General features: G+C 39.7%; 22 protein-coding genes. 7 read left to right on the top strand and 15 right to left on the bottom strand.

The genetic code is table 11. From position 1 onward, the window contains the following. Window positions 1-48: 48 nt before the first annotated feature. The 15 genes from QMN06_RS02540 to QMN06_RS02470 form a co-directional block, all read right to left on the bottom strand. Complete coding sequence (locus tag QMN06_RS02540) at window positions 49-1,623, bottom strand: hydantoinase B/oxoprolinase family protein (protein ID WP_281970956.1); 1,575 nt, start codon at window positions 1,621-1,623, stop codon at window positions 49-51. Continuing rightward, window positions 1,624-3,738: a hydantoinase/oxoprolinase family protein gene (locus tag QMN06_RS02535; protein ID WP_281970955.1), complete on the bottom strand. Its 2,115-nt coding sequence runs from the start codon at window positions 3,736-3,738 to the stop codon at window positions 1,624-1,626. 49 nt (window positions 3,739-3,787) lie between these two features. After that, the gene (locus tag QMN06_RS02530) at window positions 3,788-5,200 is read right to left on the bottom strand and encodes an aldehyde dehydrogenase family protein (RefSeq protein ID WP_281970954.1); all 1,413 of its coding nucleotides are present in this window, start codon (window positions 5,198-5,200) and stop codon (window positions 3,788-3,790) included. Between the two features lie 11 nt (window positions 5,201-5,211). Continuing rightward, entirely contained in the window at window positions 5,212-5,826 is a 615-nt protein-coding gene (locus QMN06_RS02525) for a thiamine pyrophosphate-dependent enzyme (RefSeq protein ID WP_281970953.1), read from the bottom strand. Between the two features lie 2 nt (window positions 5,827-5,828). Continuing rightward, on the bottom strand, window positions 5,829-6,371 hold the full coding sequence (locus QMN06_RS02520) for a decarboxylase (protein ID WP_281970952.1): 543 nt from the start codon (window positions 6,369-6,371) through the stop codon (window positions 5,829-5,831). Window positions 6,372-6,409: 38 nt separating this feature from the next. Beyond that, the gene (locus QMN06_RS02515) at window positions 6,410-6,832 is read right to left on the bottom strand and encodes a PaaI family thioesterase (protein WP_281970951.1); all 423 of its coding nucleotides are present in this window, start codon (window positions 6,830-6,832) and stop codon (window positions 6,410-6,412) included. 13 nt (window positions 6,833-6,845) lie between these two features. Further along, window positions 6,846-8,393, bottom strand: coding sequence for a class I adenylate-forming enzyme family protein (locus QMN06_RS02510; RefSeq protein ID WP_281970950.1), 1,548 nt, complete (start codon window positions 8,391-8,393; stop codon window positions 6,846-6,848). After that, entirely contained in the window at window positions 8,390-9,385 is a 996-nt protein-coding gene (locus tag QMN06_RS02505) for a zinc-binding dehydrogenase (protein WP_281970949.1), read from the bottom strand. Before QMN06_RS02505 ends, QMN06_RS02510 begins: the two co-directional genes overlap by 4 nt. 182 nt (window positions 9,386-9,567) lie before the next feature. Beyond that, window positions 9,568-10,476 (bottom strand): LysR substrate-binding domain-containing protein, encoded by a 909-nt coding sequence (locus tag QMN06_RS02500; RefSeq protein ID WP_281970948.1) that lies wholly within the window; start codon window positions 10,474-10,476, stop codon window positions 9,568-9,570. Between the two features lie 182 nt (window positions 10,477-10,658). Continuing rightward, complete coding sequence (locus QMN06_RS02495) at window positions 10,659-11,642, bottom strand: tripartite tricarboxylate transporter substrate binding protein (protein WP_281970947.1); 984 nt, start codon at window positions 11,640-11,642, stop codon at window positions 10,659-10,661. An 8-nt stretch (window positions 11,643-11,650) separates the two neighbouring features. Then, complete coding sequence (locus tag QMN06_RS02490) at window positions 11,651-12,157, bottom strand: aromatic-ring-hydroxylating dioxygenase subunit beta (RefSeq protein WP_281970946.1); 507 nt, start codon at window positions 12,155-12,157, stop codon at window positions 11,651-11,653. Then, window positions 12,158-13,390: a Rieske 2Fe-2S domain-containing protein gene (locus QMN06_RS02485; RefSeq protein ID WP_281970945.1), complete on the bottom strand. Its 1,233-nt coding sequence runs from the start codon at window positions 13,388-13,390 to the stop codon at window positions 12,158-12,160. 150 nt (window positions 13,391-13,540) lie between these two features. Further along, window positions 13,541-14,284, bottom strand: a complete 744-nt coding sequence (locus QMN06_RS02480) for an SDR family oxidoreductase (protein WP_281970944.1) — start codon at window positions 14,282-14,284, stop codon at window positions 13,541-13,543. 59 nt (window positions 14,285-14,343) lie between these two features. Further along, on the bottom strand, window positions 14,344-15,423 hold the full coding sequence (locus tag QMN06_RS02475) for an SDR family oxidoreductase (protein ID WP_281970943.1): 1,080 nt from the start codon (window positions 15,421-15,423) through the stop codon (window positions 14,344-14,346). Between the two features lie 68 nt (window positions 15,424-15,491). Then, window positions 15,492-16,466 (bottom strand): tripartite tricarboxylate transporter substrate binding protein, encoded by a 975-nt coding sequence (locus QMN06_RS02470; RefSeq protein WP_281970942.1) that lies wholly within the window; start codon window positions 16,464-16,466, stop codon window positions 15,492-15,494. Between the two features lie 297 nt (window positions 16,467-16,763). Between QMN06_RS02470 and QMN06_RS02465 the strand changes: the two genes are divergently transcribed. From QMN06_RS02465 to QMN06_RS02435, 7 genes are all read left to right on the top strand, one after another. Next, window positions 16,764-18,257 (top strand): sugar ABC transporter ATP-binding protein, encoded by a 1,494-nt coding sequence (locus tag QMN06_RS02465; protein WP_281970941.1) that lies wholly within the window; start codon window positions 16,764-16,766, stop codon window positions 18,255-18,257. Continuing rightward, the gene (locus QMN06_RS02460) at window positions 18,250-19,209 is read left to right on the top strand and encodes an ABC transporter permease (protein WP_281970940.1); all 960 of its coding nucleotides are present in this window, start codon (window positions 18,250-18,252) and stop codon (window positions 19,207-19,209) included. Before QMN06_RS02465 ends, QMN06_RS02460 begins: the two co-directional genes overlap by 8 nt. An 8-nt stretch (window positions 19,210-19,217) precedes the next feature. Next, window positions 19,218-20,180: an ABC transporter permease gene (locus tag QMN06_RS02455; protein WP_281970939.1), complete on the top strand. Its 963-nt coding sequence runs from the start codon at window positions 19,218-19,220 to the stop codon at window positions 20,178-20,180. 58 nt (window positions 20,181-20,238) lie between these two features. Then, on the top strand, window positions 20,239-21,198 hold the full coding sequence (locus tag QMN06_RS02450) for a sugar ABC transporter substrate-binding protein (protein WP_281970938.1): 960 nt from the start codon (window positions 20,239-20,241) through the stop codon (window positions 21,196-21,198). 68 nt (window positions 21,199-21,266) lie between these two features. After that, complete coding sequence (locus QMN06_RS02445) at window positions 21,267-22,067, top strand: SDR family oxidoreductase (RefSeq protein WP_281970937.1); 801 nt, start codon at window positions 21,267-21,269, stop codon at window positions 22,065-22,067. Between the two features lie 23 nt (window positions 22,068-22,090). Continuing rightward, a complete protein-coding gene (locus QMN06_RS02440; protein ID WP_281970936.1) occupies window positions 22,091-23,083 on the top strand; it encodes a Gfo/Idh/MocA family oxidoreductase in 993 nt (330 codons plus the stop codon). An 81-nt stretch (window positions 23,084-23,164) separates the two neighbouring features. Further along, window positions 23,165-24,520 (top strand): amidohydrolase family protein, encoded by a 1,356-nt coding sequence (locus QMN06_RS02435; RefSeq protein WP_281970935.1) that lies wholly within the window; start codon window positions 23,165-23,167, stop codon window positions 24,518-24,520. Window positions 24,521-24,583: the final 63 nt, after the last annotated feature.

The raw sequence follows: 24,583 nt of genomic DNA, 5'->3' as shown, positions 1-24,583 counted from the left end.
CGTTTAATTATTTAAAAATTACTCAGTGCAAAATGATTTCTATTTCCATCAAATACCGTATGCTCCACCACCCGCCGTTTCCATTAAGACCAAATCTCCAGGTTGTAATGTTTTTGGTTCTGTAGGATCAACATCAACGCCATTAATTAATAAACGTCCTTGTAATCCTCCGCCGCCTCCAGCAAGTCCAGACGGAACAGATTTAAGTTGCGTCATTAAAAATGAAGCAGTAACACCTCTAGCTTCCTTCAAAAGTTCAAATTCAAAACTAATTCCATCACCACCATTATGTATTCCTCGACCACCACTATTACGACGTATTTCTCTTCGCAATACTCTAATTGGTGCAGAACTTTCCATGACCTCTACGGGAGTATTTCCTAAATTACCAGGGAATGACATTGCGGAAAAACCAGCTCTACAAGCGGTTGCTCCTTGACCAGCATTTAAAAAATTAACGACTGCAAATCTCTTGCCTTGCCACTCACCAGACATGGTCATAGAAGAATTTGGAGACCCGCCTGCCCAAACTTTATCCGGCAATACTTCAGCTAGGGCTTTAAAAACAGCCGCTGGAAGTAAATGCCCAATTGCACTCCGACCGCCAGATGCAGCAGGATAAGTGGGATTAAATAATGAGCCTAGTGGCGCTGAAGAAGTAAATGGCATAAAACAGCCTTCGTTGTTTGGAATATCTGCACACAACAAAGCTTTCAATCCGTATACCGTGTAAGCAAATGTATAAATTGGAACAACATTCACTGCACGTGCAATCTGTGGACTAGATCCAGTGAAGTCAATATGGATGCTGTCACCTTGCACATCTAATTGACATTGAATAATGAGGGGTTCTTCAAATCCATCATGTTGAACGGTGGAACGATAAATACCATCTGGTATTTTTCGAATGGCATCTCGCATTGCTTTTTCAGAACGCTTTCGCAATTCTGCACCAAGAATTTTTAAATCAACGACCTGCAATAAATCCTGCAATCGTTGGGACATCATTTTACAAGCAGATACTTGTGCCCAAATATCTCCCATACCTTGATCAGGTACTCGAATATTTTGAGTAATCATTTCAATCAGAACCAAATTTGGCTCTCCCGCATTAAGCAGCTTCATCATTGGGATCTGAAGTCCCTCTTCATAGATCTCCCGAGAACTATTACTACGTAATTTCCCACCAATATCCGGAAGGTGTGAAACAACTGCGGCGAAAGCAACTAACTTTTCTTCATGAAATATAGGTCTAACCGTTGTTACATCATGAATATGACCAGAACCCTTCCATGGATCATTCGTTATAAAAACATCTCCAGAAACCATTGTCTCTGGTGGATACTTATCTAGAAAATGCCGGACCGTTGCCGGTAAACAACCAATGAATCCAGGCAAACTCATCGTCGATTGCGCCAAAGAGCGACCTTCCACGTCAGTCAATACAATCGCAAAATCGTTACCATCTCGGACCAAGGTAGAAAAACACGTTCGCACAAAGGCAGCTGACGCCTCATCGACAACGCTAATTAATCTCTTCCATAGGATTTCAAGCTCAATTGAACTTAAATGTTGCGCTTGTTGGATATCTTTAGGGGAGTTCTGTTCAATTAATCGATTCATTTATTCAAACTCCTTAATGACGATCGAGACTGTTAAATCCGAAAGAATCGTGACTTCTGATGCTACAGGTACCACAATCGTAGATTCACGCTCTTCCAAAATCAACGGTCCATGAATGCTTTGTCCTGCTTTTAATGAATAACGGTCATAGACATTTACCAAACCATAAGCTTTTTTAAGGGGTAGATAAATAGTTCTCGTTTTTAATTCTTGACTAGAAACCCGTGTCCGATTGTCACCCCATTCAAAATGATGACCCACAACTTTTTCACTTCCTGTCAATCGCCATGTAATGATCTGTGGATTAGCATTGGGCACTAACCGACCATATAGTTTTTGATATTGATCTTCGAATAAACTCAGGATAATTTTTCCCGTTTCAGGGGTTAACGATTGCCAATCAATCGCAATAGATATATCTGCACCTTGTCCGTAATAGCGCATTTCAAGTCCGATTTGCCAATGTATGTTTTCAGCATTGGCCATTTCTAATTCTTTCTCAGCATCCATTCTGAGAGTCGTTAAAGTTTGCTCAATGACTGACCAATCACAATTAGCAAGTAATTGAGGATTTGACCAAGCGCGATCTGCACGAGCTGGGGCTGCTAACATGCCTAAGCATGAACCTGCACCTGCTGCAATTGGAATCAATACTCTTGGTATACGAAGATTTCTAGCTACTTCAACAGCATGCACGGGGCCTGCGCCTCCGGTTGCCACCATGGAAAAGTCTCTAGGATCGTAGCCATTTTCCGCAATATGGATACGAGCGGCACTTGCCATATTTTCATTAACCATATTGTAAATACCCCAAGCAGCATCGGTCATAGTGACCTCTAATTGATCTGCTAACTGAGTCATTTCAACTTCTGCTTGGCGAATATTTAAGTTCATCTCACCGCCTAAAAAATTATCAGCGCTAAGATAACCCAAAATTAAATCCGCGTCAGTCACCGTGATGTTTTTTCCCCCTTGGTCATAACATACTGGACCTGGAACAGATCCGGAAGATTCTGGACCGACATTTAAAAGACCTAATCGGTTGACATAAGCGATCGATCCTCCACCTGCACCAATTTCAATCAGTTCTATACTTGGAATTAAAATCGGCAAACCTGAACCACGTTTAAATCGCTGTACACGAGCACACTCAAAAAAATGCGCTATAGGAGCTTGCCCATCTACGGCAACACAGGCTTTTGCGGTTGTTCCACCCATATCAAAAGCTAATACGTGTTGTACGCCATTTTGACGGGCAGTATTCAGTGCAGAAAGGACTCCGGCCGCTGGGCCAGACTCTAACAATAAAATAGGCGTCTGAGCAGCAGCTTTTGCTGAAGTAAAACCTCCACTAGAAACCATGACTCTTAGAGGAACATCTTTTTGTATTTTCTGAATTCGGTCTTCAAGCTCTTCGAGATAAGATGCCACGATGGGTTTTACATACGCACTAGCGACCACAGTTGAAGTACGCTCATATTCCTTGATTTCTGAAGCTACGTCAGAGGACAAGGAAATTGCAATTCCCGGAAAAGCCTTTTGTAAGAATTGGCCCATCTGCTTTTCATGAACATCATTCATGTACGAATGTAAAAAAGATACTGCAATCGAGTCTACTTGCGTCTTTTTTAATTCTTTTGAAACTCTTTCTATTTCTAATGCTGACAAAGGCTCAATGACTTGCCCTAATGAGTTCAAGCGCTCCTTTACTTCAACATAACAATTGGAATCAACTAAAGCTTGAGGTAACTCGATATCTAAATCGTAAATATCGTAACGCCACTCTCGTCCAATTTCTAGTATGTCGCCCATACCGGTAGTTGTGACCAGTGCGGTTTTAGTTCCTTTACGCTCTATTAATGTATTGGTAATTAAGGTTGTACCGTGAACTATTTCAGATAATTGAGGCGTCTCAGAATTTAATGACCGGCCTACTTGCTCTAGCAAATTCAGGATTAGCTTTGAAACAGCTTCTCCAGGGTCACTTGGTGTTGTTGGAGTTTTTCCAACCCAAATAAGACCGTTGGACGACAAAGTTGCAACTCCATCCGTAAATGTTCCACCGATATCGACAGCAATACGTAATTGATGGGGAGTATTAGAAGATTTGTTCATGAGCTTATGTTTGATTTTTTAATTTTGTACATTACATAGTTTCTGTATATCAATACGCAATCGTAATTAAACGCTCTTCAGTCATTTCACGAGTAGCGTAGGCAGGTCCTTCACGTCCAAAGCCACTATTTTTTACACCTCCAAATGGCATGACATCTGCACGGGCACTAGAAGCTTCATTAATATGAATACCACCAAACCTTAACTTTCTAGCAGTCTGAAAAGCAGTAGAAAGGTTACTTGTGAATAAACCTACAGCCAAGCCAAACGGACTATCATTAGCACGCATGACAGCTTCATCGATATCATCAAACTCTAAAATACTAATCACAGGAGCAAATATCTCCTCGCAATAAACACGCATTTGATCTTTAACATTAATTAGAATTGTGGGTTCCATCACATTACCTACACAGTTTCCACCTGTGAGTAGTTGAGCACCAGATTCAATTGCTTCATTGACAAATGACATCGCTCTCATCGCATGAGCATGACTTATCATAGGACCAATCATGGTTGCTGGATCAGCTGGATCTCCCGCTTTAGCTAATTTTGCTGCAGCAATCAATTTTGGTATAAATGTTGCTGAAATACGGCGATCAATTAATAATTTTTGCACTGACGTACAAACCTGTCCTGCTTTACGGAAACCAGCATTAATAATTTTAGGGATTGCCATGTCAATATCTGCATCGTGACAAACAATCGTACTAGCAATACTGCCAAGTTCTAGTTGGAGACCTCGTAACCCAGCCGCTTTTTGAATCTCTAGTCCAACACGCGTACTTCCCGTGAATGCATAATAAGCAATTCTTTGATCAAGTAATAATTGTCGTCCAATCGTTTCCCCTGAACCATTCACCAAAGCTAACAATGAAGATGGTAAACCTGCATCAATTAATATTTTGAAAAGTTCTACAGAAGTTAATGGTGTGATTTCTGAAGGCTTTAAAATTACTGCATTTCCACCTGCCAATGCAGGTCCTACTTTATGCGCAACAGTATTGAGTGGCGAATTAAAAGGCGTAATTGCACAAATCACGCCACGTGGCATTCTTAATGTGTATCCCATCCGGTTTTTCATTCCAGAAGCGACCTCCATTGGAATTAACTCTCCATTGAGATGTTTTGCAGCTTCAGCAGATAATTCAAGGGTTTGCACACAACGTCGAACTTCATTTTCAGCATCTGGCAAGGTAAACCCCGCTTCATTTTTCATCAGTTCCGATAACATGCTGATTCGTTCTTTTGTTAATCGTGAAGCTTGCATGAGGATCTGATAACGATCATAGGGGCTTAAATGAGAAGATTCAAAACCCTGCAATGCCCCATCAACTGCTTCTGTGACTTGAAGAACAGACGCAATGGCCATTTGGCCATACTCTTTTTCACTATATTTATCTTTTAATACTTGTACTGATTCACCATCAACCCAGTGACCTTTGATAAAAAGTTGAGACATACAAGTTCCTCTTATTGGTTTAAAGATAAAGCTTGCATAAAACCTAAACGAATCTTTACAGGGTCACGATCTGTAGAAGCAACTGGGGTTTTATCATCAATTCGCGTTGCTATAAAATGCGGTCCATCTTCAGTCAAAGCCTTATCAATTAATTTCTCAAAGTGTGCCTCATCTTTGACCCAACAGCTTTGAGTGATGCCAGAGCCTTGTGCAATACTAACTAAATCAACACACGAATTAGTTAAGGTTGCTTGCTTTCCCGTAATTTGATACATGCCATTATCAAAAATAATCATTGTGAGATTTTTGAGGGAAGATCTTGCAACGGTTCCCAATGCTCCCAACTGCATTAAAAGGGAACCATCTCCTTCTAAAGCAAAGACTCTGCGCTCAGGTTGAGCTAAGGCAACACCAAAGGCAATCGGAATAGTCAAGCCCATGCTACCTAACATATAGAAATTTTCAGGTCGTTGACCATTCGCCCAAAGATCAAAATTATTATTACCAATACCACCAATCACAGCTTCTTTGGCAAGCAATTTTGAAACAAGTCTCTTCGTTAAATCAAACCGATTCATGACTAGAGCGTTTTCGCGTGAATTAGATTGTCGAGTTAAATTAGTCATATTCAGTTTTGCGCAGATCGTTTAGTTAAAAGAGGTGACAAAATCATTGCCGCTGGCGCCTGTGTAGCAAAAGCTTGCTTAATCATATTGTCAACAATAAATTCCACATCATGAAGTCTTTCAATTGCATAATTTTCAATTCCTAACGTATTCAGAACAGGACGCATCGTTCTACAAACAATTGCCTGACCAACCTGAAACTCCCCTAAAGTTCCTCGCTCTGAAATCATCATTAACACTGGGATCTGAAATGGAACTGCTAAAGAGGCAAGAACATTAGCTAAAGTAGCAAACCCACTTGTTTGCATTAAAGTAATACCTCGCAATCCTGCCATATAACTTCCAGTAATAATTCCAATTGCCTCCTCTTCGCGCGCTGGGGCAATTACCGTAAAGTATGGGTCAGCATGTAATACTTTTATTAATGGGGCTAATACTTTATCTGGAACATACGTAATTAAAGATACGTCATTACTCTTCAGAACGCGCAGTACGATTTCATACCAAGTTTCTGCTTGAGTTTTAGAGGATTTTTCGATAGTCATGAGTTCTTTAAATCATTTCATTTTTCAATAGTGTTGGATCAAGAAGGCTTTGTATTTTCTTCAGGAAGAGGCATTACATAGGTTCCTCGACCACTAGCAATTAATTTATTTTCTAAATCATAGATGTAAGCTTCACACACAGAAAACTGCTTACCCAATTTAATTACTTTTGCCTTCACGATTAAATCTCCAGGCTTTGCCATACGGTGATAGTCAACCCGTAAATCAATCGTTGGAACAGGTTTTCCAACCGTTTCAAACAATACAAAATCTGCTGCAAAATCAATTAAAGCGGCTAATATCCCTCCTTGAGTCTGCATTAATTTAAGATTTGCTACCCATTCTTCTCGCCAAGTCGCACGGACTTCAATCGTCTCTTTATCAATACTCAATACTTTCAGACCTAACCAACTTAAATAGGGCCCTTTATCAATAACTCCCTGAACTTGCTCAATACTCATGAAAGCTCCATCATTATTTTTTAGTAGGTGTAGTTTCTGAAACGTTTACTTGACCAGCGTTATACATATCAATCCCTCTAACCTCTAAAGTCTTGCGATCGATCTTACCAATGGTGTTGAGGGGGAGTGCGTCAACAAAAAATACTCGACGTGGATATTGATATGGCGGAGCACTTTTCAGCGCATGCGCTTTAATATCCTCTTCAGTGAGTTTGGAGTCTTTATTAAGAACAACAAAGACAACTGGTAAGCGATACTTAATTTCATCAGGAACAGGAACAACGACAGCTTGAGCAATTTCAGGATGACGCTCCAGCATCAACTCAACCTCTAATGGATAAATATTATGTCCACTAGAAACAAACATATCGTCAGAGCGACCCACGAAGAAATACCAACCAGCCTCATCCTTTCGAAGAATATCTCCAGTGTTGTACCAACCGTCTTGTAATTTTTTATGAGTCTCATCAGAATTATTCACATACCCATTCATCATGCCAGGACTTCTAACATACAAAACTCCTTGACTCTCATTTTCTCCGCCAACAAACTTAAATTCGTTATCTGCAATTGGCCAACCAATTGAATGCCTTGGACGTATCAAATTACTTTTATGATTAGAGCCAAATAAGGCAGAACTAGCTTCGGTGATGCCATAAATTTTAACAATTTCAGCTTTGGGGAACTTTAGTGCAACCTGATCTATCAGTACATCGGATGCTGGTGCCCCACCTAAAGTTGCAAGTCGCACAAAACTATAATCATTACCCTCTAACAATTCTTGTTGCTGCATCATCATGGCAAACATAGTCGGCACACCGGAAACTACCGTTGAACGATATTCTGAAATGTACTCAACATATTTTTTTGCATCAAATTTGCGCATTAAAATTACGGTTGAACCACCAACTAGAACGCATTTAATAGAATTCATTGCGTGCTTATGGTACAAAGGTGCAGCCACAATCATACGGTCATCAGGGCAAAAGTTGCGATCACGTGAAATCGTTTCAGCAACAAAAACATGTGCTCGATGAGATAAACTAACTCCTTTAGGGCGACCTGTTGATCCAGAAGTGTAAGCCTGAAAAGCTTCTTGGCTAAATGTTGGAGTTACAGCGGTAAATTCACCATAATCTTTAAAAGCTTCATATCCAGTTGGACCGTTATCATCAATTTCAATAAGTTGAATATTGGCAGGACATTTATCCCTTGTAACCGATTCACAAAATATCAGTTGTACATCAGAGTTTTTAACCATCCAATCTAAATTATCTTGTGTTTGAAGAATGTTTAAAAGAACAGGCACGACTCCAGCACGCATAGATCCATAAAATATTTCTAAAAATTCTGCTCGATTTCCCGACAGGATTCCAATTCGAGTACCCTCTTTTAGTCCTAACTTCAATAATCCTTTTGCCACTGCATCACAAGAAGCGTGATAGTCCTGATAAGTAATTTCTCGTTTTTTTTCTGGATTAGTTAAATCAATAATGACCGGATAAGTTTTATCTCGATATTCAGAAGCTATACAACCTAAATTTTGTATCACTGTGCTCATATCTCAATAATCACTTTGCCAAATACACGACGCTCTTCTAAAAGACTTAAACCTTCTGCTGCCTGAGCTAGTGGAAACACTTGATCAATAACTGGATGTATTTTTTTATCTGCAGCAAATTGAAGACACGCACGAATATCATCAGGCACATAAGCTCTAGAACCAATGATTTCCATCTCTCTAAACCATAAAAAACGAATATCAACTGTACACAGATGATCTACTGTTGAACCACAAGTAATAATTCTGCCATTTACTGCCATGCTTCGTTGAGTAGGTATCCATGTATCTCCACCAGTAAAATTAATTGCGACATCTACACCTTTTTTACCCGTTGCAGCCCATACGGCTTTGGAAAAATCTGGCTCGCTAGAATAATTAATTACGTGATCAGCGCCCAGCTCTTTTAATTTTTGACTTTTTTCTTCACTACTTGTACACGCATAAACTTCACACCCTGCCATCTTTGCAAACTGCAAGCAAGACACACCAACACCACCACTTGCTCCAAGGATCAGTACTTTCTCGCCTGCTTTTAAACGTCCACGTGTAAATAACATGCGGTGAGAAGTGCCATAAGCAATTGGTAAAGCTGCCGCTTCAACATCACTTACACCATCAGGGATTTCAATTAATTGACGTTGATCTACGCAGATAAATTCACATAGGCCACCATTGCCGTTCTCCCCTAGTACACCACCTTCAGGAAACCTTGGAAATAAGACAACTCTCTTGCCAACCCAATCATTAGAAACACCTTCCCCAACCTCACGGACTATTCCAACCACATCGCCGCCAGGAATACGGGGCATCTTCGTCGGTAAATCTGGCATGCCATGAAGGACAAATACATCCATGTAATTAAGCCCACAGGCTTTAACCTCAACAATCGCATAATTTACTTTGACTTCAGGTTTAGGCCATTGATCTAACTTCATCTGCTCTACACCACCATGTTGCTGGATCGCAACCACTCTCATTTGATCTGTCATGCTCGCCCTTAAATATCGATAACTAAGACACTCACTTTGCCTTAGTACTTTTAGTCTAATATTTTTGTTTATTCAGCACAAATCAATAATTTTTGCCTATTATTCGTTTTTTTTAATAAATAAGGGTGGGCTCTCTGTGCTTCAATAGAGATTAGATATTGATAATCCAGTCAACGTAATGATTAATCCAATTTACGAATGGTTTCCATCAAAACATCTAAAATTCGTTGAGTATTCGGTGAAAATGAGCGCAAATGTCTTGTAATAAGGCAGATTTCACGTTGAATAAGTGGTTCTGTTAACTCTGCAAATAAAAACTCCTGCATTGGACCTGCTTTTGCTGCCAAAGAAGGCAGCACAGAAATTTTGCCACTTAACCTTAACATGGCATACAAGGAAGTAGTACTTGAAGCACGATCATGAGGATCTGAGTTTTGTCCAAAAGATATTTCCGGATAAGTTTCAAGTAAGGCACCAATCCCAGTATCAGAAGTGAGGCCTATGTAAGAGTGATTCGCTAGATCCGCCCACTTTAAGGGGCGATTTATTTTAGCTAAGACGTGATCATGAGGCATAACAACACCAAAGGTATCATGAAGTACTGGGCGGTAATCTAGCTCAGGATAGTTAAGAAGACGACTCGTTAATCCAAAATCAACTTCACCATCAAGTACCGCACGCTCAATTTTTGCTGAGCCAGCATCTTGAATTGAAATATTAACCTCAGGGTAATGTTGACGAAATGTAAGTAGGGCTGGAGATAAAATATGCACAGCCATAGACGGTGCCGCAGCAATTCGAATTAAGCCTTGCTGACTTTTGGAAATAGCCTGTAAGTCATTAAGCGCATTATCAAAATCACGAATAATTTTTTCAGCGACAGGTTGGAACTTGATTGCATCCTCAGTCAATTCAACCCTTCTAGTCGAGCGCTCAAAGAGCTTTAGCCCAATTTCTTCCTCAAATTGTTGAATGGTCGCGGTTAATGTAGATTGAGTCTGAAATAATCTAGCTGAGGCTAAAGTAAATGATCCCGTTTTTGCAACGGCTAAAAATGAACGCAAGTGACGTAAGCTAATTTTTCTAATCATTTTAATGACGGATGCCTTCTGGAAAACATTCCCCTCCCAATGAATTACTACTTATATTTTAAAAACTATTTCTTTAACTTCATACTTAATCAAAACTTGAGGATTTTTTTATATGTCATTTTAATCAAATGTGAATTAATAAACTATTCGGGTTCAGTTACTTAGAAGCATTTTCTGATGAATCAAACTGTAATCTTCGCTGCCATAATGACATCTTTCCAGCGAGCAGTATCCTCAGCCATAAATTTGGCCATTTCTTCAGGAGTATTACCTACAGGTTCAGCACCCATATCAGCCATGCGAGCAATAATATCTGGTTGATTTAATATTTCTCGAACATAGTTAGAAATCTTTTTAGTAATTTCTGTTGGTGTCCTCGGGGGAGCTACCATCGCAAACCAAGTAGAAGCTACCATACCAGGAACATCATCTTGAATGAGAGGAACGTTCGGGAATGACTTAACTCGCTTGGCGGTAGTCATGGCTATGATTTTTAATTTACCAGCCTTAATGTAGTTACTTGTGGCGCCTAAATTACCAAACATCACATTCACTTGACCTGCTAACAAATCAGTAAGTGCTGGTGCATCACCTTTATAAGGAACGTGTAACATTTTGGTGCCAGTTTTCAGTTGAAATAATTCTGCAGTTAGATGTGCAGTGGAACCACTTCCTTGTGATGCGTAGGTGAGTTCCCCAGGACGATCTTTAGCATATGCAATAAATTCTTTAACAGTGTTAACTGGAAGTGAAGGATGAACAATAAGAGCATTGGGTACAGAAGCAATGATTGATATCGGTACAAAACTGGAGGGAATGTAATTGAGCTTTGGGTAAAGCGATACATTAATTGTCAAAGAAGGCGGAGGAGCTGACATAATCAAATAACCGTCAGGTTCTGCATTGTACAAAGTTTCAGCAGCAATATTTCCGGCAGCACCCGGCTTGTTGTCAATAATTACAGACTGCCCTAGTTTTTTGGCTAGCTCTTGAGATATCAGTCTTGGCAATAAATCCGCAGTACCCCCAGCCGGATTTGGTACAAGAATATGTATAGGTTTATTAGGCCATGCATTTTGCGCAAAAGTAGATTGTCCATACCAAAGGCTTGGTAATAAAGCTGATGACTGAATGATTGCGCGACGAGTTAAATTTATTTTTTTCATATGAAGTTTTAGAGTGGAATAACCAAGAGAGTTTCTATCACACGGGAATCAAAAACTAATAAACGTTCTTTAAATGTTGCATCAGATTCATGAAGTTCAATGACATCTTGTGCTTGACCAGTAAAAACAACTTTAACTTCACCATCAAGATCCATCGTTCGAACCACCATGAAGTTTGATCGTGTATGAATGATCTTACCTTCACGACCCGTGACTTGTATCCCCGAAATAATATGACGATAGTGCTGAGGCTCATAGACATTGGCGAGACGCATCGACAGAATTCGGTCACGCAGTTGGGCCGCACTATGACAATCAATCACTGCCAAGGGTAAATCACGATCATGATTAAATCGTGATTTAACGGTATAACGCCCTTGACTATCAAGCAGTTTGGCAATGTCTTCGACACGATTTTCATCAATCGCTCGTGCCCACTCAAATATCAAATCTTGAATAATGAAGTATTCGTCAGGTTGAATAAGGTCTGCTTTTTTGAAATGTGTAGTATTCAATTACAGCCCCATATCTTGACGATAATTGTGCCAAAAGTTTCGAATGGCACGCTCAGAGAGTTTGTGTGAACCACCACTGGTGAGATCCGTCCCACCCATTTCAATAAATGATTCGCCGTGTTGACCATCAGCAATGGCGCGATAGGTCATCTCGCACACTGCGGCATCTTCAACTGAAATCATACCGGCGGATCCAGCTAAATTGGTTTGCAATAAACGTGTTTTTGTCATTTCAGGAGAGTCATCTTCAAAGCCAAAATAAGTCCAGACTAAATCTAATTGACCTTGACCTTTTGGAAGAAGTTGGCGGGTGGCTAAACTATTTGCAATTTGATGTAATACAAAGGAAGGATAGAGCGACAGAATTTGCACGCTCACACCATCACCGATTTCATCAGTCCATTTAAGAATACTTGAATCCTCAAGACGGAGCTGATCATTCACTGAACGCAATTCGGTTTTGGTGGCATCGTAATTGGTATCTTTTTTCTCAGTACCTGCCTTTGTATAAAAGTACACATTACGCCCTGTTTTATCCAACACCATACCAGACTCTTGGGTTTGCCTAGAAAGGCCAAAGGTGCCATAAAACGTATGCAAAATGTTGGCGTGATATGAGTCTCTTGGATTCTCATGGTAATTTTTCCAATTCGAATGAATACGTTGGGTATCGTAACCAAGTACTTTCAGCGGACGATTGAGTAATCTTTTGATTCCGTATCCCACATCCCCGAGCCACGATTCAAAATCCTCAGTATCTTCTTGAAAGGTTGCAAATACTAAGCCACAAAAACGAGCTACGCGAAGTTTTTGTAATCCATGATTCTTTTTATCAAAATCTTTTGGTAAACCACCCTGACCGTTGAGGCCTTGACTAAAAGCTGCATTACTTAAATCGCCATTGAGTTGATAGCTCCACGCGTGATAGACGCAATATAGTCTTTTAGCTGAGCCAAACGCTTCACGGCAGACCATATTGCCCCGATGAGCACAACGATTAATGAGAGCATGAACTTCACCATCCTTAGTGCGAGTCAGCACCACTGAAGTCTCTCCAATATAAGTGGTTTTATAGTTGCCAGGCTGCGGAACTTCTGCTTCAAGGCCTACATAGTGCCAAGATTTTCCTCGAAAGATATTTTCTTGTTCACGTGCATAGATACCAGAATCGGTATATATCCAATAGGGTGCGCGTGAAACCCCTTCTTCAGGCCATACTTTAGGATTGATCATAGCTTTCATTTTGGTAAGATATTTAATAGTTATTATGGTTCGGTTTGATGAAATTCTAAAAGTATAATTTAAACTATTTAGAGCAAATATAGTCTCCTAAATCTTTGAGAAAAAAGGTCAGCTTAATTAAACAAAAGCTAAATAATCTATTTAGTGAATATGCAGTCCGCCATTCACATCTATAGATGCTCCAGTGATATATGTTGACAGAGGTGATGCCAAGAAAAGACAAGCGCCAGCGACATCTTCTGGACCTCCTAATCGACCTAGGGGTACTTGCGATTTAAATTGTTCACAGGTTGCATCGTCAAATATATGAAGGTTAAGTGATGTCAAAATCAATCCTGGATTAATCGCATTTACACGAATACCTAAGGGACCTAGCTCTCTAGCCATCGCACGCATAAGACCTAAAATACCCCCTTTGGATGCTGCATAATGCGCTCCCCCAAGTAATCCTCCACCACGTTGGGCCGCAATTGAAGCCATACAAATAATAGCTCCTTCGCGAGGTAGGTAAGGGATACAAGCTTGCGACATATGAAGTGTCCCTCGCAAATTGACATCCAGCACAGCATCATAGGCCTCACGAGTAATTTGAGTAACTCTTTGAGCACCTACTACTCCTGCATTATTCAATAATATATCGATGGAACCCCACTTTTTATGGACTTGCTGGGCAACTTCTTTACAAGCCTCTTCAGAGCGGACGTCTGCTTGAATACCTATCGCATTTGCGCCAAGAATTTCTGCGGCAAAGGTAACCGCGGCTTGATCCAAATCTACAAGAGCCACTTTTGCCCCATTGGAAATAAAGAGTTGAGCGGCCGCAAAACCAATCCCTAATTTATTTCCAGCCCCAGTAATAATCGCTACTTTATCCTTTAACAACATATTTCGATTCTCCTAAAAATATTTTAATATTGAACTTATTATTTGCAAAAATTCTAGTATTAGATTTTTGGAAGTATTTTTTCTGAACGATATCTTGCAAGACCAGCAAGTATGTCTTCTTGAGTATCAATAAATTGCTCGAATCCAAAGCTGCGGGCTTTCAACATGGAGGACATATCATCCCACTCACCCCGAAAGAAAAAATCCGCCCACTTCCAACTTACGATTCGATCGATTTTATTAGGTATTAACCCATTCTCTAAAACAATTTGATCCCAGGTTGATCCTTTTTCAAGCATGTAATCCGATAATTTCGTAGTCACAACCTTACCGCAGCTCATCCCTAAAGCATCCGCTAACATAGGCCAGACATTACACCATCGAAAATAATCGCCATTGTGAATATTAAAATCATGATTCGCGCAATGTGGCGAAATAGATGCCCATAACATGGAAGCGTTTACGATTGACACGTCAGAAACCATCGTTAAAGATTCATAAGCAGCTAATGTTCCAGGAAAATCTAACGGCTTACCTTGTGCGCGTTGAACAGCAGCATAGGCGCCAATCGCCGCCATCATATTATTAGGGTTGCCGACATTAAACCCATTAATAAAATGCGGTCTAATTGTTGAAAAGCTCCAATCTCGATTTTTTTGAGCACTAGTTAACCAATCATATTGATCGAAATAGAAGTTTGGGCCTTGATGTCTTGAATCACCCTCTCTTGCTGGAGTTCGGTATGGCCCAAGATGACTTCCGTACCATTTTGTTCCGTGTACTAAACAAATATGTTTAAGGTTTTTTAACGGATCTAGTAATGGTGTCACAGCGTTTTGAAGCATCGTTAAATTTGGAATAATTTGATCTTCTTGAGTACCTCTTACATCCAAGGCACTAAAATACAAATAATCTACTGGACCAATACTATTAATTGCGTTACTGCTTGAACTCTCATCAAGTAAATCTGTAACCACACCAATCACATTTGAAGTTTGAGTAATAGGCCTTCTAGCCAGGCCGTATAATTTCCATTTAGTTTTTTCGCGAAGGTGTTCCAGCATATTGCTTCCAACGATGCCATTAGCACCAACCACGAGCGCAACACGTGACTCATCCTCGAGTTCATTTTTAATCATTACGAGATATTACCTTTTTGAAGCGTCACCCTAATACTATGAATTTCTAAGGGTGACGCATATTTTGATTAGTCTAATTGAATACCAGCTTCTTTAATTACGCGACCTAACCTTACTGACTCAGATTTAACATAAGTATCCATCTCTAATGCAGTGCTTTGTAAAGGCTCAATTCCCACCTCTACTAAAGTTTTTCTAGTTTCTGGATCATTTACAGCATATATATAAGCTTCACGAATTTTGTCAATTATCGGTGTTGGAGTTCCCTTAGGGGCAGCTAATGCTATCCAAAACCATGCCTCAAAGCCTGGATATAGTGACGCTAGGGTTGGTATTCCAGGAAGAATTGGGGTTGGCTGTGTTGAGGTTACTGCTAGCGCACGGAGCTTACCCCCTGAGATTTGCGCCTTTGCTGGAGCATAATCCATAAACATCATTCCAATGTTACCAGCAAGAAGATCAGGTAACGCCGGTCCTGAACCCTTATAAGGAACATGAATTAAGCTAACGCCTGCAGCTCTAACAAACATTTCAGCAGCGAGGTGAGATGGTCCACCATTGCCTGCACTTCCATAGTTAACTGTTCCAGTTGGAGCCTTCTGGATTGATGAAATAAAATCCTTAAGTGAAGTTTGCGGATGAACCTTAGGATTAACTAAGAGGAGATATGGGGAACGACCTGCCAGAGTTATTGGCGTCAAATCACGAGGGTCATAACTTAGTCGTTGATATAAATGGGTATTCGTTGAAAAAGTAGAAACGTCGCCTAACAAAATACGATACCCATCTGGCTTTGCACGCGCAACATCAGATGCGGCAATCGCAGTTCCGCCACCAGCCTTATTTTCAACCACAATAGGTTGTCCTAATTTCTCACCCATTTTTGGTGCAATGGTTCGTGTGAAAATATCTGCCCCCCCACCTGGGCCATATGGCACAACAATGGTTACTGGGCTTTGGGGAAAATTCGTCTGAGATAAGGCTGAAAATGAAGAACTAATTGTAAAAAGTGCCGCGGTTAAAAACTGATGATGAATCCTCATTGTTTGTCTCCCTTTATAAGGTTGTAATTAATTTATTTTTTTAGATACTTAAACTTAATATTACATTACATTTTTAGGAACATTTATAGTGATTTGAGAATAATCTTCTCAATGCCCTAAAGTGTATGGCGAAATACTTAGGGTAAATCCTTGTTGAATATCAAAATATAAGTGTTAAATTGAAAAGATAAAAATTTTTATCACGAGACAAAATAGGGAAATCTTTGTTATTTGTAATAACACCTAAAGTGATTATTAACTAACGGGTATTGTTTCTATGCTTAAGTATTTCTATTTATGACACAACCTATCCTTGCACTGCGTTCCATTAGTAAACACTTCCCAGGTATTACTGCACTAGATCAAGTCTCCTTTGATGTTTATCCAGGTGAAGTGCATATGCTGTTAGGCGAAAATGGCGCAGGTAAATCCACATTAATGAAAGTTCTTTGTGGCGCATACCAAGCTGATGGTGGTGAAATTTATTATCAAAGTCAACCGGTCAAAATTCAATCTCCAAGTGATGCTAGGGATCTAGGAATTGCAGTTATTTTTCAAGAGTTCTCTTTAGTTCCCTATTTAAATATTGCCCAAAATATTTTTTTGGGCAGAGAATATTCTGGTAGCATTCCTGGGACGCTTGATCATGCTCGAATGCACAAGGAAGCCAAACATTGGCTAAGTGTGTTGTCTTTAGATATAGATACTCACACATTAGTTCACACCCTTGGTGTAGCTCAACAACAAATGGTTGAGATTGCAAAGGCGCTGTCACAAAATGCGAAGATTTTGGTCATGGATGAACCAACAGCGGCACTCTCAGACCGTGAGACAACTTTATTGTTTGAGATGATTCGCAAATTGCAATTAGAGGGTGTCGGAATTGTTTATATATCTCACCGAATGGCAGAGGTCTTTCTTTTGGGCGATCGCATTACAGTACTACGTGATGGAAAACTAGTAGGAGACGCCGATCCTAAAACCACATCTCCAGAAGAACTAGTACAAATGATGGTTGGACGTAGAGTAGATATGGCATATGCGCGAAATTATATTAGCAATCCGGGTGAAGTTGCATTAAAGATTTCTCATTTGTACTCTGATAATGGTATTCAAGATATCTCTTTAGAGGTGCGAGTGGGTGAAATTGTTGGTCTTGCAGGCCTCGTTGGAGCAGGACGAACGGAAGTTGCAAGAGCGGCTTTTGGTGCCGATCATGTTAACTCTGGATCAGTTGAGATTTTTGGTAAAAATCGTACAGGAGAACCTTTTCAATCTGTTGAGATGGGGTTAGCCTTGATACCCGAAAGTAGAAAGACGGAAGGATTGGCTTTAATCAGATCTGTGGAGGAAAATATTATTCTTTCTGGTTTAAAAAAAATCTTTCCAAGTACTTGGATGAGCAGTCAAAAAGCCCAACAAATTAGCGAGGACTTAATTCGAAAACTTCGTATTGCCTCGCCATCTGGGAAACAGTCAACTCATCTCTTAAGCGGTGGAAATCAACAAAAAATTGTGATTGGCAAATGGCTAACAACTGATTCTAAGATTTTTATATTTGATGAGCCAACGCGCGGTATTGATGTAGGTGCAAAGGCTGAAATTTTTGCTCTTATCTACAAATTAGTTGAGGATGGTGCCGCAGTTTTAATGATTAGCTCTGAACTATCAGAAATCGTCAATGTATGTGATAAAGCATATGTCATGCGTGAAGGAAAAATTTCAGGATTATTAGAAAAAGACACATTAACTGAAGAAAATGTTTTAAAGCTAGGAATGACTAATGCTTGATAGTACTTTAAAAAAATCATTACCAATATCTCATGTATTAAAAAATATACCGGGAGTTGCAGTGATGCTATTCCTTTGTGTATTGATATTTACTATATTAAATACTGATTTTTTATCTCTGAGAAATTTAACCAATATCGGCGCCCAGTCTGCAATACTTTTAATCATCTCGTTGCCAATGACATTGGTCATCATGACAGAAGGGATTGATATGTCGATTGGCGCATTGCTAACTTTCTGCGGTGTGATTGTCGCCTATTTTTTAGCTCAGACTCACAACTTGCCACTGGCCATATTGATGGCTTTATTAGTGGGCCTCATCATCGGAATCACTAATGGCATCATTATTGTTTACCTCAACATTCCCCCGTTTGTCGTCACTCTAGGTATGTTGGGTATTTGTACTAGCCTGGCATTAATTGTGACCGATGGACAAACGATTTCTGATTTGGGAGATACTATTGGTATGGCCTATAACGGCCATTTACTTGGAATTCCGTTTCCAATTTATTTTGCTCTTATTAGTTATGTAATTGTCCATGTATTGCTTTACCATACGCGCTTTGGAACTTATATATTTGCAATTGGGGGCAATCGTGACGCTCTTAAGCTTGCCGGCGTGCGAGTTAATATTCATCATATTGCTGTTTACGCATTAAGCGGGATCATGGCAGGTGTAGCTTCTATTTTATTGACGGCCCGCATGAATTCAGGACACCCTACTGCAGCAATTGGCATGGAATTTGATGCTATAGCAGCGGTAATTGTGGGCGGCACTTCCTTTGAAAAAGGTAATGGATGGTTATTTGGAACTTTCTTAGGTGTCATTACCGTTGGGGTATTGCGAAACGGGCTGAATTTAGTTGGTGTGCAATCCTCTGTTCAAGTGGCAAGTATTGGACTTTTAGTTTTAGTTGCACTATTGCTTGATAGTTTCAAAAGTAAGGCTTAGGAATCACATTGAATAATTTATTTCAAGAACTTAAAAATTCATCGCAACTGAAAAATTTATTTTTTCGGATGCTTGTTGTAGTAATGATTTGTATTGTTTTGTCTTTGCTAACTGAAGCTTTTTTTACAACCAATAATTTGCTCAATGTTTTAAGACAAGCAAGCCTTTTATTTTTAATGGCATCAGGCCTTACTCTAGTTCTCCTTACCGCTGGAATTGACTTATCTGTTGGCGCAAATGTTGGTATGTCTGCCTGTGTAGCAGCGGTTGTAATGACGAATACCGGATCAACGACCTTAGGATTCATATCAGGTATTGGTTGTGGAATGTTAATTGGCATTGGTAATGGGCTATTAGTTACTGCCTTAAGGTTGCCTTCCTTTATTGCCACATACGGTATGTTGTGGATCTTGCACGGATTAACTTATTACTTTATGGCGGGTACTACCATCAATGGCTTTGAAAAATCATTCCGGTTTATTGGCAGTGGTTATTTATATGGGATACCGGTACCGATCTATATCATGAGTGTTTTTTTAATCCTAGGTTCTATCTTCACCAAATACTCAATATATGGTCAACAAATTTATGCTGTAGGAGCCAATCCAATTGTGGCTCGTTTATCAGGCGTTCCCGTCAATCGTCGTTTAATGCTGGTGTATATCTTAAGTGGTATGGCGGCAGGACTGGCAAGCTTGGTTTTTTTAGCTCGATTAAATTCTGCTGAAGGTGATATAGGCGAAAGCTTAACTCTGCCAGCAATTGCTGCTGTCTTGATTGGTGGAACTTCATTATTTGGTGGAGTTGGGACAATGTTCGGCACCTTGATTGGGGCGCTCATATTGACATTAGTTTTAAATGGGATGAATATTCTCACTATTGATGGGAATTATCAGGCCTTAGTAACGGGCATCATTATTATTCTTTCTGTATTTTTAGATTTACTCTTTAGGAGAAAGGCCTCTTCTTAAATTGCCTCATCATATCGTTGTAAAAATTTATACTTATTAACTAGGAGACTTTGCACACATGAAGAATTATCAATTTTTATTGACATCCGCTGTATTTCTTTCTTTTGCCTCTGGCCAAGCTTTTGCTGACGGTGAAAAAATTGCTGTTTTTACTAAAAACCAAACTAATCCATATTTTCAAGCTTTTCGCTTAGGTTCAGACTCAGCTGCTAAGCAGATGAATGCATCAACAACACATTACGTCCCAACAAAACCTGACAGTATTCCTGAGCAATTGGGTGCAATTGATGATGTGATTGTAAAAAAACCAACGGGTATTGTTTTAATCCCAGTGGATTACAAAGCGATAAATCCTGGAGTAAAAAAAATTAATGATGCAGGAATTCCTGTAGTCAATGCAACTGATCGGGCTGAGAGTGGTAACTTTGTCAATTGGGTAGGTGCTGATGATTTCTCAACTGCAAATGCTGCAGGAAAAGCCTTGGTTAAAGCCTTAAATGGTCAGGGTAATGTGGTCATTCTTGAGGGTGTGAGAGGTGTTATAGGAAATACCAATCGTGTCAATGGTTTTAAAAAAGCAATTGAAGAAGCTCCGGGAATAAAACTCTTAGCATCGCAACCTGGTAACTATCAACGCTTGCAGGGTTTACAAGTGATGGAAAATTTATTACAAACCTATCCAAAAATCGATGGTGTCATGGCTGCAAACGATGCCATGGCAAGTGGCGCAATCGAAGCTTTAGAAGGTGCAAATCGTAAAGCATTAATCGTGGGTATCAATGGCAGTAAAGAAGCCGTTGAAGCTATCAAAGCTGGCAAAATGCTAGCGAGTGGCGATGCCGCTCCTTTCTATCAAGGATGTTTTGCAACGATGTCATTGATTCGCTCCATTCGGAATCTGCCAGTCCCTAAAGAGATTGTTTTCCCGCCAATGGTTGTTGAGAAAGCCACTCTTGCTAATTATGATGTCGCACCAGATAAACAAACCTGCCCAGCTTGGAGCACGATTGTTAAATAATTAAATAACTGTTAACCGAAGGCTTACTCAGATGAAATGTAAGCCTTTTTTAATTTTAGAAAGTAAAGATGCATACAAAATATTTTGATCCAGAACACATGTTTTCAGTTGCGGGTAAATCTATCCTCATTAGTGGTGCCACTGGAGCTCTTGGATCTGCAACCGCACTAGGTTTAGCAAAAGGGGGTGCGCATTTAACCTTGGCTGACAATAATGTCGATGGCCTAGAGAAACTTGCAAATGAGGTTAGGGGCTTGGGTGCAAAAGTAGCTGTTGCTCCATACTGGCCAGATACTGAAGAACATGCAAAACAAATGGTTCAAACCGCAGTAGATCATTTTTCAGAAGTTAATGGCATGTTAATTACCAACGGTACTAATTTTGTTGCGGATATTGTAGATATGCCTGTTGATTCTTGGCAAAGTGTGATGGATGCTAATTTACGGGGTCCATGGTTGGCATGTCAAGCAGTTGGTCGTCAAATGATTGCTCAAGGTAAAGGGGGTAGCGTAGTAGTTCTATCCTCTACGCGAGGTAAGTTAGGCCATCCCGCAGGATATACCGCTTATTGCACATCTAAAGGGGCAATTGACGCTTTAGTTCGCACACTTGGTTGTGAATGGGGTAAACATGGTATTACGATTAATGCGGTTGGTCCGACAGTGTTTCGTTCGCCAGTTTCTGCTTGGATGTTTGCCGAAGATGGTCCAGGAAAGGCTACTAGAGAGGGTATGCTAAGTCGAATTCCATTAGGTCGTTTAGGTGAGCCCGAAGATATTGTGGGTAGTATTTATTTTTTATTAAGTCCAGCTGCTCAATTTTGTACTGGCCAAACTTTATATGCTGATGGTGGTTATACCGCAGGATAAAAGTCTACTCAATTAAGGAATCTATGAAAGCTGCTGTTATCGGTTTGGGTTGGTGGGGTAAACAAATTATCACTTACCTAAAAACAAGTGAAAAAATACATGTAACACATGGCGTTGATTTAAATATTGCTCACTTGGATGATTTTGCAAAAGAAAATCACTTGGTCTTGGTAAGTGAAATGGACGATGTTTTAAAAAACCCTGAAATTGATGCCATTATCTTAGCAACGCCTCACAGCATGCATGAGGCACAAGCCCTCAAAATAATCGCGGCAGGTAAGCAACTTTTTTGTGAAAAACCATTAGCTCTTTCTAGCCAAGGAGCAAAACGTATATTAGATGCCTGTAGTCAAGCTGGTATTGTTTTAGGAATCGGTCACGAAAGACGCTTTGAACCTGCTCTTGAAGAGGTTTTTCGTCGGGTAAAAGGTGGTGATCTAGGCCAAATTTTGCATGTAGAAGCTAACGTAAGCCATAATTTATTTGCCAAAATGGATGCGGGTAATTGGCGAGTGCAAGATCAAGATGCTCCAGCAGGAGCAATGACAGCATTAGGGGTACATTTAACTGATTTCTTTATTTCAATGCTTGGTTGCCCAACTCAAGTGCGTGCAAAAACACGTCGAGTACTTCATGGAGCTGTTGGCAAAGATCAAGTTTTAGTTCAACTAGATTTTGCTGATGGTGCTACTGGCGCAATCACCTGCTTATCTACCACCCCATTTCATGGTCGTATTACTATATTTGGTAGTTTAGGTTGGATTGAAATTAAAGAAAATGGGAATGTAGACTGGGGTTTACCAACGGAGCTCACCATTTCAAATAGTGAAGCAAAAAGAAGTCATCAAACTTTCCAAGCAACAAATGTAGTTCTTAAAAACTTTGAGGCTTGGGCTGATGCTGTAAAAGGTAGTTCAACCTATCGTTTTACCCCAGAACAAATTTTAAATAATATTCAAGTGCTTGAAGCCATTGTTCAATCATCTAATAATGATTCATCCTTAATCATTATTTAATTACTTGATAAAACTAATTTAAACAACATTAGAGTATTTTTTGTATCGATATTTTACTTTTTTAAAATTTTTGGAGATGTTATGTCACAAACACTGATTCGTAATGCCACGATTATTAGTATGGATGAATCTATCGGGGATTTAGAACATGCGGATTTACTCATTGAAAATGATCGAATAAAAGAAATAGGTCAAAAAATAAATGCTCCAGATGCAAAAACGATTGATGGAACAGGCTTTATTGTTATCCCAGGTTTAGTCAATGTGCACATGCATACTTGGCAAACAGCACTCCGAAGTGTTACGAGTAATTGGACTCTTTTAGAGTATTTTAAAAATATGCATGCTGGTTTAGCTACCAATTTCAAACCTAGTGATATTTTCATTGCCAACTATATGGGCGGACTCAATCAAATAAATTGCGGGACGACCACTCTAGGAGATTGGTGTCATAACAACCCAACACCGGATCATACGGATGCTGGAATAGATGGACTTGAGAAATCTGGAGTTAGGTCCGTATTTTTTCATGGGTCACCAAAGCCTGATCCTAAACCAGGTCAAAAACACTTTAGCGAAATCCCTCACCCGCGATCTGAAATTGAAAGATTATTAAATACAAAATTTAAAAATAAAGATAGTTTAGTTTCTTTGGGTATGGCGATACTTGGGCCTCACTACTCTACTTATGATGTTGCTGTACATGATTTTAAACTTGCACGAGAGCTAGGACTAATTGCCAGCATGCATTGTGCTGGCGCTGCCGCCAAAACTCCTGACGGCTGGGATCGCCTTGCGGAAGATGGTTTGCTCGGTAGTAATAATAATATTGTTCATGGCAATAACCTGACTGACGATCAACTGAAGATGATGATTGATCTTGGCGTAACTTTTTCAATTACTCCAGAAGGTGAAATGACCCAAGGACACGGTTATCCAATTACAGGAAGATTATTACGTCTTGGATCTGCCCCTTCTTTGGGGGTGGACTTAGAATCTGGATTTTCAGGAGATATGTTTACAGTAGCAAGATTGGCTTTAGGTATGCAACGTGCAATCGATAATGCCGAGTCAAGAGAGTTGAAAAATAGTTTACCTGAAACTTCAACTATTTATTGTAGGCAAGTGCTTGAATGGATCACGATTCAAGGTGCTAAAGCTCTCAAGTTAGATCATGAGATAGGATCATTATCCGTAGGAAAAAAAGCAGACATTGTCATGATTCGTGCAGATGAATTAAATATGTGGCCGATTCACGACCCAGTATCTTCCGTAATCATGCAAACTAGTTTATTAAATATCGATACAGTGATCATTAACGGCGAAATTAAAAAACAATCTGGTAAATTAATTCATGATGGAATTGCTGAAGGCAAAGCTCTTCTTCATGAGTCTGGAATGCGTTTAATGAAAGAGTTACGAGCATCCACACATTAAATCAATCATGAATTAAACAAAGATTGTTATTCCACATAAAAATACAAATATTCACTTCCGTAT

The organism is Polynucleobacter sp. SHI8 (genome assembly GCF_027944005.1).
Classification (GTDB): Bacteria; Pseudomonadota; Gammaproteobacteria; order Burkholderiales; family Burkholderiaceae; genus Polynucleobacter.
This window is presented reverse-complemented; position numbering and strand designations above follow the sequence as displayed.

Excerpts from the sequence above, each read along its gene's own strand:
- QMN06_RS02500 (WP_281970948.1), bottom strand. The coding sequence starts at position 10,476 with ATGATTAGAAAAATTAGCTTACGTCACTTGCGTTCATTTTTAGCCGTT.
- QMN06_RS02470 (WP_281970942.1), bottom strand. The coding sequence starts at position 16,466 with ATGAGGATTCATCATCAGTTTTTAACCGCGGCACTTTTTACAATTAGT.
- QMN06_RS02480 (WP_281970944.1), bottom strand. The coding sequence starts at position 14,284 with ATGTTGTTAAAGGATAAAGTAGCGATTATTACTGGGGCTGGAAATAAA.
- QMN06_RS02535 (WP_281970955.1), bottom strand. The coding sequence starts at position 3,738 with ATGAACAAATCTTCTAATACTCCCCATCAATTACGTATTGCTGTCGAT.
- QMN06_RS02465 (WP_281970941.1), top strand. The coding sequence starts at position 16,764 with ATGACACAACCTATCCTTGCACTGCGTTCCATTAGTAAACACTTCCCA.
- QMN06_RS02520 (WP_281970952.1), bottom strand. The coding sequence starts at position 6,371 with ATGACTATCGAAAAATCCTCTAAAACTCAAGCAGAAACTTGGTATGAA.
- QMN06_RS02515 (WP_281970951.1), bottom strand. The coding sequence starts at position 6,832 with ATGAGTATTGAGCAAGTTCAGGGAGTTATTGATAAAGGGCCCTATTTA.
- QMN06_RS02525 (WP_281970953.1), bottom strand. The coding sequence starts at position 5,826 with ATGACTAATTTAACTCGACAATCTAATTCACGCGAAAACGCTCTAGTC.
- QMN06_RS02540 (WP_281970956.1), bottom strand. The coding sequence starts at position 1,623 with ATGAATCGATTAATTGAACAGAACTCCCCTAAAGATATCCAACAAGCG.
- QMN06_RS02505 (WP_281970949.1), bottom strand. The coding sequence starts at position 9,385 with ATGACAGATCAAATGAGAGTGGTTGCGATCCAGCAACATGGTGGTGTA.
- QMN06_RS02435 (WP_281970935.1), top strand. The coding sequence starts at position 23,165 with ATGTCACAAACACTGATTCGTAATGCCACGATTATTAGTATGGATGAA.
- QMN06_RS02445 (WP_281970937.1), top strand. The coding sequence starts at position 21,267 with ATGCATACAAAATATTTTGATCCAGAACACATGTTTTCAGTTGCGGGT.
- QMN06_RS02440 (WP_281970936.1), top strand. The coding sequence starts at position 22,091 with ATGAAAGCTGCTGTTATCGGTTTGGGTTGGTGGGGTAAACAAATTATC.
- QMN06_RS02460 (WP_281970940.1), top strand. The coding sequence starts at position 18,250 with ATGCTTGATAGTACTTTAAAAAAATCATTACCAATATCTCATGTATTA.
- QMN06_RS02450 (WP_281970938.1), top strand. The coding sequence starts at position 20,239 with ATGAAGAATTATCAATTTTTATTGACATCCGCTGTATTTCTTTCTTTT.
- QMN06_RS02510 (WP_281970950.1), bottom strand. The coding sequence starts at position 8,393 with ATGAGCACAGTGATACAAAATTTAGGTTGTATAGCTTCTGAATATCGA.
- QMN06_RS02475 (WP_281970943.1), bottom strand. The coding sequence starts at position 15,423 with ATGATTAAAAATGAACTCGAGGATGAGTCACGTGTTGCGCTCGTGGTT.
- QMN06_RS02495 (WP_281970947.1), bottom strand. The coding sequence starts at position 11,642 with ATGAAAAAAATAAATTTAACTCGTCGCGCAATCATTCAGTCATCAGCT.
- QMN06_RS02530 (WP_281970954.1), bottom strand. The coding sequence starts at position 5,200 with ATGTCTCAACTTTTTATCAAAGGTCACTGGGTTGATGGTGAATCAGTA.
- QMN06_RS02485 (WP_281970945.1), bottom strand. The coding sequence starts at position 13,390 with ATGATCAATCCTAAAGTATGGCCTGAAGAAGGGGTTTCACGCGCACCC.